Source organism: Hymenobacter cellulosilyticus (assembly GCF_022919215.1).
In the GTDB taxonomy this organism is placed as follows: domain Bacteria; phylum Bacteroidota; class Bacteroidia; order Cytophagales; family Hymenobacteraceae; genus Hymenobacter; species Hymenobacter cellulosilyticus.
Window position 1 is genome coordinate 4,242,930 of record NZ_CP095046.1, and the last position, 12,486, is coordinate 4,255,415.

At 56.5% G+C, this 12,486-nt stretch carries 9 protein-coding genes and 2 pseudogenes; 6 read left to right on the plus strand and 5 right to left on the minus strand.

Annotated features, from left to right (window positions below):
* Positions 1–128: 128 nt before the first annotated feature.
* Together MUN79_RS20910 and MUN79_RS31950 are read left to right on the plus strand one after the other, a co-directional pair.
* Entirely contained in the window at positions 129–1,697 is a 1,569-nt protein-coding gene (locus MUN79_RS20910; protein WP_244674518.1) for a hypothetical protein, read from the plus strand.
* Entirely contained in the window at positions 1,655–1,852 is a 198-nt protein-coding gene (locus tag MUN79_RS31950) for a hypothetical protein (RefSeq protein WP_375378188.1), read from the plus strand. Before MUN79_RS20910 ends, MUN79_RS31950 begins: the two co-directional genes overlap by 43 nt.
* 382 nt (positions 1,853–2,234) lie before the next feature.
* Here the strand turns inward: MUN79_RS31950 and MUN79_RS20915 are convergent, their stop codons facing one another.
* Positions 2,235–2,537: a hypothetical protein gene (locus tag MUN79_RS20915; RefSeq protein ID WP_244674519.1), complete on the minus strand. Its 303-nt coding sequence runs from the start codon at positions 2,535–2,537 to the stop codon at positions 2,235–2,237.
* A gap of 627 nt (positions 2,538–3,164) precedes the next feature.
* Positions 3,165–5,352 (minus strand): annotated as a pseudogene (locus tag MUN79_RS20920) (glutamine synthetase III family protein).
* Between the two features lie 278 nt (positions 5,353–5,630).
* Here MUN79_RS20920 and MUN79_RS20925 point away from each other — a divergent pair.
* The 4 genes from MUN79_RS20925 (at position 5,631) to mtaB (ending at position 9,315) form a co-directional block, all read left to right on the plus strand.
* A complete protein-coding gene (locus MUN79_RS20925) occupies positions 5,631–6,275 on the plus strand; it encodes a hypothetical protein (protein WP_244674520.1) in 645 nt (214 codons plus the stop codon).
* Positions 6,233–7,390, plus strand: coding sequence for an LTA synthase family protein (locus MUN79_RS20930; RefSeq protein WP_244674521.1), 1,158 nt, complete (start codon positions 6,233–6,235; stop codon positions 7,388–7,390). The genes MUN79_RS20925 and MUN79_RS20930 overlap by 43 nt, the downstream gene beginning before the upstream one ends.
* Positions 7,391–7,510: 120 nt before the next feature.
* On the plus strand, positions 7,511–7,876 hold the full coding sequence (locus MUN79_RS20935) for a hypothetical protein (protein ID WP_244674522.1): 366 nt from the start codon (positions 7,511–7,513) through the stop codon (positions 7,874–7,876).
* Between the two features lie 98 nt (positions 7,877–7,974).
* On the plus strand, positions 7,975–9,315 hold the full coding sequence (gene mtaB / locus MUN79_RS20940) for a tRNA (N(6)-L-threonylcarbamoyladenosine(37)-C(2))-methylthiotransferase MtaB (protein WP_244674523.1): 1,341 nt from the start codon (positions 7,975–7,977) through the stop codon (positions 9,313–9,315).
* A gap of 87 nt (positions 9,316–9,402) precedes the next feature.
* On the opposite strand, the gene MUN79_RS20945 is transcribed toward mtaB, so the two are convergent.
* From MUN79_RS20945 to MUN79_RS20955, 3 genes and pseudogenes are all read right to left on the minus strand, one after another.
* A complete protein-coding gene (locus tag MUN79_RS20945) occupies positions 9,403–10,134 on the minus strand; it encodes a hypothetical protein (RefSeq protein WP_244674524.1) in 732 nt (243 codons plus the stop codon).
* A 57-nt stretch (positions 10,135–10,191) separates the two neighbouring features.
* Positions 10,192–11,067, minus strand: a complete 876-nt coding sequence (locus tag MUN79_RS20950; protein WP_244674525.1) for a hypothetical protein — start codon at positions 11,065–11,067, stop codon at positions 10,192–10,194.
* A gap of 23 nt (positions 11,068–11,090) precedes the next feature.
* Positions 11,091–12,327, minus strand: a pseudogene (locus tag MUN79_RS20955) (ABC transporter permease).
* Positions 12,328–12,486 lie beyond the last annotated feature (159 nt).

Sequence of the window (12,486 nt, forward strand, 5' to 3'; positions counted from 1 at the left end):
CATAAATGGTCTTGTATTATGTAATATTATATATATGTATATGTCACAATATAACTCATTATGTCCTTGAGTGTGCTGATACTAGGATGGTAGGTTTGGGTATCTCATATCCTTTCCATTCTACTATCATGAAACACTTTCTATTCTTCAAAGCTCTATCTGCTTTGGCATTAACCAGTGGCTTAGCGCTGAATCATCACGTTGCCTATGCGCAGGAAGATGAGCCCTACTTCCGGAAGTATTGGGAGGCTCGGCAAAAGTCATCGGCGCCTTACAAGGCTAACCCGGCTTCACCTACGCTCTCTGCTCCCACCACTGATCTTCGCAATGGAGCTTGTGATATCGCCCCCAATGGAGACTTCGAGGCTCAGGCGTTTGTACCTAACCGCATTAATAATCTAAATGGCGGGTATCCGAATGCAGCAGAGACTCTTAATGCACCACAAGGCCGATCGGACTTACAACAGTGGCGTTCTGCGACCGGCGGCACACCGGACTATTATGCTACCAACGCCACTAATGACATGGCCAAACCGGCATCGGCTGTGTATGGTCCATTCACGGCAATAGGCACTGGCAGCGTGGGCTTATTCGCTCGCCAAACCTATGACTCCTTTGACCGTGTTTCTGAATATGTTACCGCTTCGGTATCTCTTTCAGCAGGCCGTTATTACGCGCAGTTCCGAGCGAATCTGACTCGCAACACTAGTGTTGCAAATCAGGGAATTGCTAGTGGATTTGGTATACAGTTTTCAAATGGGAACCTACCCGGGGCGTCGGCATCCATGCGCGATTTCCTCCCACCATCCGGACAGGGAGTGCTTAGTACACAACCTATCGGGCAGAATCATATAGACAACTGGAATCAAGCGCCTATTTCTGGGCAATTTGATTTGCCTTCAGGTGCAAATACAGTTACTCTAGGGCTGTTTAACTCGGCTCCTTCGGCATTACTTCCGCTCCCTGGACGAAATGCATCCATTCCCAATATGTATGTATTTGTAGATGATTTGCAGATCTTCAAAGTTCCGACAGCCGGTCCAGATCGTGCTTGTACCGGAGCGCCTGTTCAGATTGGGGAAGGCTGCGCCATTCCAGGTGCAACGTATGCGTGGACACAGAGTGGCAGCTCAACAGTATTGGCTACTACTCTGCAGTGGAATGTCAGACCCACTAGCACAACCACCTATAACTTGACTGTTCGACTACCGGATGGCAGTACCTATAGCACTGCTGTGACAGTGAATGCATGCCCTCCTTGCCCTGCCTTGACCGATGCTCCGACTTTTTACTTGGTAGAGCATGCACCCAACTCATCCAATAGCAATGCGACTTTCGATATCAAGGTGTATAATACTCCCGGAGTCGAATTCTTCACCCTGAACCTTCAAAACGGTAACCCATATGCCAATAGAACTATGGCAGTAAATGACGATGGGTTTGGCTTCTCAACTTTTGTGTTGGAATTGATCGGGGAAACGTGGTATCATACAACTGTTATAGCCAGTAACTCATGCAGCAGTGTTTCTCCAGCGTCATATCAATACCTGCATGTGCCCAATTGTCCTCCCGGTGGATGCCACGGGGTGGAGAAGACCCTTATTTTACCTCTAAAACACCGGCCTATCCAAACCCAGCCACTGGGACACTTAATGTGGAAGTTAAAAGCCCTTCAAGCACTGAATTCATCTACCTGATCGACAGTCAAGGGCATGTAGCGCAAAAAATAAGGGCGAACCAACAGAAGATGACCCTAGACGTACAGGGATTACCTGCTGGTTTATATCAACTCGTGACACCTGCTGAACCAGGAAAAAAACCGGGGCGTACAACCATACAAGTTGTCCATTAAGTAGCAAGGACATCTCATACCAGTACTTCCTGTTTGCTGCGCTTATCTATTAGTGAAACAAGAAAGCCCCGGCCGGATGGTCGGGGCTTTCTGTTCCTATCAGCAGATGTACTTATTTTTCGCGATAGGAGAATACCCTTAAAGCAATGATACAGGAGGAAGCGGCTGGCATCAAGCAACGCTTTGGATTGGCGTAGCAGATCATACCCTCCCTTTCATGAACCGCTATTCATACCTGCTGCTTAGGCCTCTAATGTTTCCAAGGGCTGGCCGTTGAGTTCAAAATACTGGTTCACAAAATCAACGTTCAGAAAACATAGACAGGCGTGAGTTTCGTGAACTCCTACTGCCTTCAATAAACAGGTGTTATCTGGAGAAAACCTCAGCTGGTAATTCCGTTGCGCGTTTGCACTTCCTTAACCATGTCGAGCTCCTTGCTCAGCCCGATGGTATCCTGCACCACGCGCAGCTCCAGGGCCCAGGTGTCGATACGCTCATCCTGCCGGCGCTGGCCCTCGACCAGTTGCTGGAGCAAGCCAACGACAGCCGGCGACCTGGTCAGCTCCGCATCCGGATCCAGCGCCTGGCTCCCGTCCTCGCTCGTGGGCCCGCCCGTGATAAAGCCCCGCTGGCGCCGGGTTTCCAACCACTGCTCCATCTGCACCACTTTCGGATCCGAGCGCATCCACGCAGGAATCACGTACTCCTCCTCGTGCACTACGCCGGCGACAGCAAACCCGTCCTAGTTGCGGAGCTTGCTGTTTGCGCCCACCTGCAGGCCGGCCATATCCTGTGGAGCTTTACCTTCCGGAGCTGGTGAGGCCACCCTTCCGGAAGCCCAGGATTTTTGACACTGACCGGGCGGCCAGGGCGCCGGTGAGGATATCGGCACTGATGGTATAGGCTAGACCCAGGAGACATAGGCTGAAATCATCACCCTGGTTTCGGCATTCGTAATTATCTGCTTGGTTACGCTGACCTATATTTCCTGAATCGCCAAGGCCTTCTGAGCCAGCAGGGCCATTTTGCGAAGGGGCGGATTTCTTGCCGAAGAACTCCACGAGCATGCTCAGCTGGCCCTACAAAAACGGGGGCAGATTCGGGGGCAATAATGGGGCAGGTTCTTGGTATCCATATCTTATCATTGATTAACGCTGAATAAAAAAGGCCCTATGCTCGCTGCATAAGGCTTTTTTAGTAGGTCATGATAAGCCATAAACACAAAAAAGCCGCCCCACCCGGAACGGCTTTAGTGAAATCGAGAACCGGAGAAAATTCCCACCCAACTCCGGCTCGATTCTAACCTCTGGACTTAGTGCCGGAACAACAGTTCGCGGTACTTTACCAAAGGCCAGTCCTCATCGGCTACCATCAGCTCCAGCTTGTCGACGGAGCGGCGGATGGTGTCGAAATGCGTTTTAACCGTGTCGCAGTACGCAATGGCACGCTCCCGGGTATCTTCAATTTTGTTGGCCACTTTGCGGGCATTCACCATCTCATCCACCTGAGTTTTGATGGTAGCAATGTGGCGCGAAATAGCTTTGATCGTGTCCACCGTTACCTGCGACAACTCGTCGTCTAGGCCCAGTTCGCGCAGTCCGCGCACGTTGGTAATGAGCTTGGTCTGGTAAGCCACGGCCGTTGGGATGATGTGGTTCACGGCCAGATCCCCCATGACGCGGCTCTCGATCTGGATTTTCTTCATGTAGTCTTCCAGCAAGATGTCGTGGCGGGCGTGCAGCTCCACGTGCGAGAAGATGTTGTGACGGGCAAACAGATCAGCGGCATCCTCCCGCACCAGAGCGTCGAGGGCCTGGGGCGTGGTTGGGATGTTCGAAAGGCCGCGCTTTTCGGCTTCTTCCTTCCACTCGTCGGAGTAGCCGTTGCCTTCGAAGCGAATGTCTTTGGAGCTGATAACGTACTCACGCAGCACCTCCACAATGGCAACTTCCTTCTTTTTGCCCTGCTCGATGAGCTCGTCCACGGACTCTTTAAACTCGATCAGCTGGTCGGCTACGATGGTGTTGAGCACCGTCATGGAAGACGAGCAGTTGGCCGACGAACCCACGGCGCGGAACTCGAACTTGTTGCCGGTGAAAGCGAAAGGCGAGGTTCGGTTACGGTCGGTGTTGTCGAGCAGAATGGCCGGAATCTTATCGATGCCGAGCTTGAGGTAGATGTTGTCGCCTTTGTCGAGCGGCAGCTTGGCCGTACGCTCCAGCTCGTCGAGCACCGAGTTCAGCTGCGAACCTACGAACACCGACATGATGGCCGGCGGGGCTTCGTTGGCGCCGAGGCGGTGGTCATTGGAAGCAGAGGCAATGCTGGCGCGCAGCAAGTCGCCGTAGCGGTGCACGGCTTTAATGGTCGTGATGAAGAAAGCCAGGAACTGCAGGTTCTCTTTCGGACGACGGCCGGGAGCCAGCAGGTTTACGCCTGTGTCGGTGCTCATGGCCCAGTTGTTATGCTTGCCCGAGCCGTTGACACCCGCGAAAGGCTTCTCGTGCAACAGTACTTTCAGGTTGTGCTTCTCGGCCACGCGGTCCATGATGTCCATGAGCAGCTGGTTGTGGTCGACAGCCAGGTTGGCGTCCTCGAAGGTGGGGGCGCACTCGTACTGGTTGGGCGCTACCTCATTGTGGCGGGTGCGCAGCGGAATGCCCAAACGGTTGGACTCTTCCTCAAACTCCAGCATGAAGGCGTGCACCCGGCTTGGAATCGAGCCGAAGTAGTGGTCCTCCAGCTGCTGACCCTTGGCCGGAGCGTGACCAAACAGCGTGCGGCCGGTCATCACCAGGTCGGGGCGGGCATCAAACAGCGCCTTGTCGACGATGAAGTACTCCTGCTCGATACCCAGCGTGGTGCTCACGCGGTTTACGTCCTTATCGAAGTACTGGCATACGTCTACGGCAGCCTGTTCCAGAGCGGCCAGCGACTTGAGCAGCGGAGCTTTGTAGTCGAGGGCTTCGCCAGTGTAGGCCACGAAAATCGTGGGGATGCACAGGGTTTTGGCGCCGGCCGTCTCGATGATGAAGGCGGGGAAGTCGGGTCCCAGGCGGTGTAGCCGCGGGCCTCGAAGGTATTGCGGATGCCGCCGTTGGGGAACGACGAGGCATCGGGCTCCTGCTGCACCAGGGCCGAACCTTTAAAGTTCTCAACCGGGCGGCCGTCGGAGTTCAGATCAAAGAAGGAGTCGTGCTTTTCGGCCGTGGAGCCGGTCAGGGGCTGGAACCAGTGCGTGTAGTGCGTGGCGCCCTTGGCCATGGCCCAGGTTTTCATAGCCGAGGCTACGGCATCGGCCACGGAGCGCTCTACGGGGAGCCTTGTTTAATAGCGGCTTGCAGCTTCTTGAAGTATTCGCCCGGCATGGTAGCGCGCATGGCGTCCAGGTTGAATACGTTCTTACCGAAACTGTCGGAACGACGCTCATCGGAAGTAACAACGGCCTGCGGCTTGCGCTGGTCGACTAACTCAAGAGCTTTAAAGCGAAGAATTGCCATGTACTAGGAAGACGAAAAGCAACGATTAGTGATTAACTGTAGCAAATGTAAGGTCCCTCATCCAGTATTTGCAACTACCACCCTTCAAAAATGAGTATTTTTTCAAAAATGACTCTTTTTTTCAGCCCATACCCTATCTAATAGAAGGGAGTCAACAAAACTAACAGCTGTTTTTCTTGAAAATTGCCTTAAAACAGCTACCGACTACCTAATATTTAGGAAACATGGTTTCCAATACAGGATTTCGGTAGCCCGGGCCTTTCCCCTACCTTTGCGGGGTGAGAAACCGCTTTGCGTTCCAGCCCCGCTACTTTTTATTCTGGCTGGTGTACTTCGTCATTACGAAGGCTGCTTTTTTACTGTACCACTTCCCAAAAACGGCGCAGCTGCCCGCCGGCAGCGTGGCCCGCATATTTGGCTACGGCCTGCGCCTGGACGCCTCGGCTACGGCCTACCTGAGCGTTATACCCTTTTTGGTATTTGTCATCGGGAGTGCCCTGCCCGCCCGGTGGTTTCCCCGCCGTCTGCTTGCCTTCTACTCGGCCGTTATCGGCGTGGTAGTGGCCTGCTTTACGGTGGCCGACCTGGACCTGTACCGGGCCTGGGGCTTCCGGCTCGATGCTACGCCGCTGCAGTACCTCAACTCGCCCGGCGAAATGGCGGCTTCGGCCGGTAGCGCCCCACTCCTATTATTAACGAGTATCTTGGCCGGGCTGCTGGTGCTGGGCTGGTGGCTGTATAAAAAGCTGGTGGGCCCCATCCCGGAGTTACCGCCGCACTTTGGCCGGGGACGGGCCGTGCTGGCCAGCGTGTTGTACCTGGCGCTGCTCATTGTGCCCCTGCGCGGGGGCTGCAGCAGATTCCCATCAACCAGAGCGACGTGTACTTCAGCGCCGTCCCCTTTGCTAACCATGCGGCCCTGAACGTGCCCTGGAACGTGGCCCAGACGGCGCTTTTAACCGACAACGGCCCGAACCCCTACCAGTTTATGCCCGACTCGGTAGCCACGCGCACCGTGCAGCAGCTGTATGCCCCGGCTTCGCAGGCCGACAGCACCCGCCTGCTGCGCACCACCCGGCCCAACGTGCTGTTTATTATCCTGGAAAGCTTTACGGGCAAGCTCGTAGCCAGCACCGGCGGCGAAACCAACGTAACGCCCAATCTGGATAGCTTGGCCCGTACCGGGGTGCGCTTCACCAACATCTACGCGGCCGGCGACCGAAGCCAGAAGGGCCTGGTGGCCTTACTCAGCGGCTACCCCAGCCAGCCCACGACCAGCATTATCAAGTACCCGCGCAAAACCGAGCATCTGCCCCACCTCTGCCGCTCCCTGGAGCAGGTCGGCTACAAGTCCCACTATTATTATGGTGGCGAACTGGCCTTTGCCAACATGAAAAGCTACCTGGTGGCGGCCGGCTACGACCAATTTACCGAGCGGGCCGACTTTGCGCGCAGTGAGCAGAACTCCAAGTGGGGCGCCCACGACCATGTGCTGTTCGACCGGGTGCTGCAGGATCTGCAAACGCAGCCAACGCCGTTTTTCGTCACGGCCTTTACCTTAAGCAGCCACGAGCCATTCGAAATTCCGATTCCGCGCAAGTTCAAGGGTACCGACGAAACGGCTCTGTTCCGCAACTCCGTGTACTATACCGACTGGGCTCTGGGCCGCTTTCTGCGCACGGCCCGGCAGCAGCCCTGGTGGGACAATACGCTGGTGGTACTCGTGGCCGACCACGGCCACACCCTGCCCGGCAACGACCCGAACGAGAGTTACCGCAAGTTCCGAATTCCGCTGGTGCTGGCCGGTGGCGCCCTGCGGCCCGAGGTTCGAGGCCGGGTATATGGGCACATAGCCTCCCAGACCGATATAGCGGCCACCCTGCTCCGGCAGCTGAAGCTACCTACGGCCGGCTACGAGTGGAGCCACGACCTACTGCAGCCCCTGCGCCAGCCGTTTGCGTTTTACTGCTTCTCCGATGGCTTCGGCATGGTCAGCCCCACCGGTACCGTCACGTTCGACAATGTCCCCGAAAGGTGATTAAAAGCGACACCCTGGTTACAAAAGGGCAGTTGCGGCGGGGCCAGGCCTTTGAGCAGGTGTCGTACGGGGATTTTCTACGCAAATAACCAGGTGAACCTGCTTCTGCCGTATAGCCGCATGATGCAACAACTCGTTTTTGTTTACAACGCCGACACCGGGCTCGTCAACAGCGTGCTGGATCTGGCGCACAAGCTCATTTCGCCCACCACTTACCCTTGCTCCCTGTGCGCCATCACTCACGGCACCCGGATGCGGCCGGAGTGGAAGGAATTCATAGCCGGTCTGTCCCTGCAGTCGGAGTTTTTGCACCGGGATGAATTCCTGGCGCGGTATCCGCAGTGGGCGGCGACGGCGCTGCCGGCCGTGTTTGGGCGCACCGAGACGGATACTCTAACACCCTTTATTACTGCCACGGAGCTCAACCAAGCCGACTTGCCGGGCCTGATGCAGCTGATCCGGCAGCGCCTGGCAGCAGGAGCCTAGGCTGCCAGCACCGGCCTTGTCTGGCAGAAGCTTGTGCATTATTTCTGGCGGGTGGCCCGCGCCTGAACTTCCGAAGCTGTATCTTTGTGGTCTTGCTTATGGAAACCAGAAAAGTTGCCTTTTATACGCTGGGCTGCAAGCTCAACTTCTCCGAAACGTCGGCCATTGGCCGGCAGTTTGAGGAACGTGGGTTCAGCAAAGTAGCCTTCGAGGATGCCGCCGACATCTACGTCATCAATACCTGCTCCGTCACCGACCACGCCGACCGTAAGTGCCGTAAGGTGGTCAAGGAAGCACTGAAGCATAATCCGGAGGCTTTTGTAACCATCGTGGGCTGCTACGCCCAACTTAAGCCCCAGGAAATTGCCGAAATTCCCGGCGTACACGCCGTGCTGGGCGCGGCCGAGAAATTTCAGCTCGTGGATATCCTGGCCGGCTTCGAAAAGCCCGCTACCGGGCAGCCCGGCCACGTGCACGCCTCACCCATTGCCGCGGCCACCGAGTTTCATGCCGCCCACTCCTACGGCGACCGTACCCGCACCTTTCTCAAGGTGCAGGACGGCTGCGACTATTCCTGCTCGTTCTGCACCATTCCGCTGGCCCGGGGTAAGAGCCGCTCCGGCAGCGTGCGAAGCGTGGTGGAGCGGGTGCAGAAGCTGGCTGAAACCGGCGTGAAGGAAATCGTGCTGACCGGTGTAAACCTGGGCGACTTCGGCCTGCAGGGCCCCGACCGGCAGCGCCTGGAAGATTTCTACGACTTGGTGCAGGCCCTCGACGAGGTGGAAGGCATTGAGCGGTTCCGCATCAGCAGCTGCGAGCCCAACCTGCTCACCGACGACATTATCCGCTTCGTAGCCCGCTCGAAGCGCTTTATGCCTCACTTCCACATTCCGCTGCAGTCGGGCTCCAACAAGATTCTGGGATTGATGCGCCGCCGCTACCGCCGGGAATTATACCAGGAGCGCGTGGCCCTGATCAAGGAAGTAATGCCCCACGCCTGCATCGGCGTCGACGTCATCGTGGGCTTTCCCGGCGAAACCGAAGCCGACTTTCTGGAAACCTACCAGTTTCTCAATGACCTGGATGTGAGCTACCTGCACGTGTTTCCGTATTCGGAGCGGGAAAATACGCTGGCACCCACGCTGCCCGGCCGGGTGCAGGACCGCCACCGCCACGAGCGGACCACGCAGCTACGAGGTCTGTCGGAAAAGAAGAAGCGCTATTTCTACGAGCAGCATGTAGGCGCTGAAACGGCGGTCTTGTTCGAGGACGACGTGACTAACGGACAGATGGAGGGCTTCACCCCAAACTACATCCGGGTAGTAGCCAAGTACGACCCGCTGCTGGTTGGTGAAATGAAGCGGCTGCGCCTGACGGCTGTGAATCCGCAAAACCTGATGGAGGCGGAAGAAGTCGGCGTGGAAGTTTTTCAGCACTAGCCGGCCCGGACTGCCATTTATTACGCAAAAATCCCCGTCAACCTACCTGACGGGGATTTTCATGTTACACCCAAATGTAACAAGCGCTTATTTAAACATTTGTTGTTTCATCAAGTCCATCATTTGTTGCATCATCCTCTGCTGCTCTTGTAAGTGCTGGTTGCGCAGCTCAGCCATGGCCAGTTGGTGCGCCATCTGCTGGGTGTATAATGCCGTCTGCCAACTGGTATCGGTTTGAGTTGGGGCTGGGGTTGGTACAGGAGTGGGAGCGGGAGCAATAAAGGGAAGCGCATTTACAGTTGCTGGAGGTACTACCGGAATTTCTATAGCAGCCTCCTGGACAACAGACGGCATAATACTTGGCGCGGCCAAGGAAGTTGGCTCCACAGGGGAAGGTTGGGGTTGGGGTTGGGGTTGCGCTGCCCCAGCCGGAGCAGGCTCAGGAGCAACAGCAGCCGCTACCAAAGGCCGAGGAGGAACCGTTTCAGCAGCGGGCTGTGGGCTGGCAACGGTAGCTTCCGACTGCATTTTTGCTGCCACTTGGCGGGGAGCTGGTGCAGCTGACGAGGGTTCAACCGGCAGGGAAGAACCGGAAACCATCATTGTCCCCGTACCCTGCAACAGCCAGTCCTTTGATACATTTGGGTATACTTCAAAAACTTTACACAAAAGGTCAAACCCCGGCTTGTTACGCTCATCCACAATGTGTTGGATAACCGTTGCCGTCTTTTCTAATGACGAAGCAAAGGCGTTTTTTGATATTCCCAAATGAGCAATAAGCTGCGTAAAGCGCTGCCCAACCGTTCCAGTAGCAACCATATCCAAATGTTTTATAATCCAAATGTAGCAATAATACAGCTACAATAACCGTAGGGTTTACTTTTTCTTGCTTGCTGAGGCCTGCGCTATGGGCTGCAGCAACGGCCGCGGCTGCAAACGGGTGTAGGGAAATACATAGGTCTCGTCGGGCAGAAACTCAAAGTTGAGGCGTGACATGCCGACCGAGTAAAACAGCAGCAGCGCATTAGGACGCAGGGCGAATTCGGTCAGATGCAGCCTAGATTCGTACGGGTCGCCTCCACTCCCATTACCCATATCCAGCCGGAGGGCGGCTTGGGGAGTGGTATTCCACTCGGAGATGCCGTAGAGCTGCGCTACGTGGGCAATCATCGTGGAGTCGTCGCCGTAGTTGGCCACTACGTTTGCTAGCTCGTCGTGCAGGCGGCGGCTGATGGCGTACCCCAGGCGCCGCTCCAACTGGGCGGGAGCATCGGCGACTAGTTCCGCTAGCGTCAGGAGCCGGCCGGTTCGCAAATCGAAGGTGAGATGGCTCGTGCCCGGCTGAGCGAGGCCCTGATCTTCCCGCTGAAACTGAAAGGAGAGCAGATAATTCTGGTTGAGCAGCACCTCGTACGTCATACCGGTCAGGCCGCTGCCCGCGGCCAGCCAGCTGCGGCTTTCCTCGTCGTAGCAGCATTCGCGGGCCAGCTGGGTCAGCTGCCGCCGCGGACTGGCAGTCGAGTCGATGGCGCTGCTATAATCGGTAACGAGGCCCAGCAGCTGCCGGTTGATGCGCCGGGCCACGGCCGTATTGGCCAGCCGAACCTGAGGAAGGTGAAAGTTTCCGCCCGCGCCGTCGTTGGTGACGGTGTATACCTGTGCCTGCTCGCCGGGCTGCGTTTGGGCTACATCCGGCAGTCTGGCGCCCAGCACCACCCCTACTCCCAGCAACCACCGCGTCAGTTGCTTCATTTTTTTGGCCCGCCAGTACAGCTTTACTCGTAGCGCAGAGACTCAATCGGGTCGAGGCCGGCGGCTTTGCTGGCGGGATAGTAGCCCGAAGCCAGGCCTACGGCAATGCAAATGGCCAGGCCCATGGTCATCCAGAACCAGGGCACCAGGAAGGCACCCTCACCGATAAAGAGAGAAATCGAGTTGCCCATCGTGACGCCGAGCAGGATACCGAGCAGGCCGCCCATCACGCAGATAACAATGGCCTCAATCAGGAACTGCTGCCGAATCTGCCGGGAAGTGGCGCCCAGGGCCTTGCGAATCCCGATTTCTCGGGTGCGCTCCGTCACCGATACCATCATGATATTCATCAGGGCAATGCTGGCCCCAAGCAGGGTGATAAAGCCTACCAGGCCGCCCCCATGCGCAGGTTACCCGACAGCGAATCGAGCTTGCCGGCCAGCGAGTCGCTGCGCTCCACGTCGAAGCTGTCTTCCTGCCCAGCTGGTCGTGGCGCACGGCGCGCATGATACCTGTAGCCTGACCAGTAAGGTAGGCTAGGTTTTCGGGCTCCAGGGTAGCCGTTTTCACGTCGTAGGTCAGGGCCCGCTGCCGGGGCATCTGGTTGCCGGTTTCCAGCGGAATCAGCACCATTCGGTCGGCTCCGCCCCCGCCCATGGTTGAGCCGCTTTTCTCCAGCTCGCCCACCACCTGAAAGCGGCGGCCTAGCAGGTAAATGTACTTATCGACCGGACTCTGGTTGGGAAACAGCTTGTCGGTGATTTCCTTGCCCACAATGGCCACGTTGGTGCCGTTTTCGAGCTCAATCGAGGAAAACGCCCGGCCGCGCGCGAGGTTGTAATTCTGAATCTGCAGGTAGTTTTCGTCGCCTGCCACCACGTTCATGTTGGGGTTTGTTTTCTTGCCGTTGGCCTTCACTTCGGCCGCGCCGGCAATGAAGGCGGAAATGCCCACCTGCCCATCGTCGCCGACCTGCTCCTTGTATTGCTTGGCCTGCAGGTAGGTAATGGCCGGATACACCTTGCCCTGCACCCCGCCGCGCCGCATGCGGTTGGTGTAGCCCTTGGCTTTGATTTCAAAGGAGTTGGCCCCGAGGCTGGCAAAAGTCTGGTTCAGAGAATACTTGATGGCATCAATGGCCGTCAGGATGCCGACCAGGGACATAATGCCGATGCTCACAATCAGGGCCGTCAGCACGGTCCGCAGCAGGTTGCTGTGAATGGAGCGAAATGCCTCCTTAATATTTTCGAGCAGGTGCATAATGGCTAAGGATAAAATCTACCGGAAGTAATCGGCCAAAACAGGCTTATTCGGTCTTAAACGACGATTTTACCTCATCGTCGGGTTCCGCAAGGTAACCTGTTTCCGGCAAACTCCGGCCCGTTTCGCTACATTTGTTTAGGCCCGCCCGGCCCAACC

Excerpts from the sequence above, each read along its gene's own strand:
- MUN79_RS20910 (WP_244674518.1), top strand. The coding sequence starts at position 129 with ATGAAACACTTTCTATTCTTCAAAGCTCTATCTGCTTTGGCATTAACC.
- MUN79_RS20915 (WP_244674519.1), bottom strand. The coding sequence starts at position 2,537 with ATGCGCTCGGATCCGAAAGTGGTGCAGATGGAGCAGTGGTTGGAAACC.
- MUN79_RS20935 (WP_244674522.1), top strand. The coding sequence starts at position 7,511 with ATGATGCAACAACTCGTTTTTGTTTACAACGCCGACACCGGGCTCGTC.
- mtaB (WP_244674523.1), top strand. The coding sequence starts at position 7,975 with ATGGAAACCAGAAAAGTTGCCTTTTATACGCTGGGCTGCAAGCTCAAC.
- MUN79_RS20945 (WP_244674524.1), bottom strand. The coding sequence starts at position 10,134 with ATGGTTGCTACTGGAACGGTTGGGCAGCGCTTTACGCAGCTTATTGCT.
- MUN79_RS20950 (WP_244674525.1), bottom strand. The coding sequence starts at position 11,067 with ATGAAGCAACTGACGCGGTGGTTGCTGGGAGTAGGGGTGGTGCTGGGC.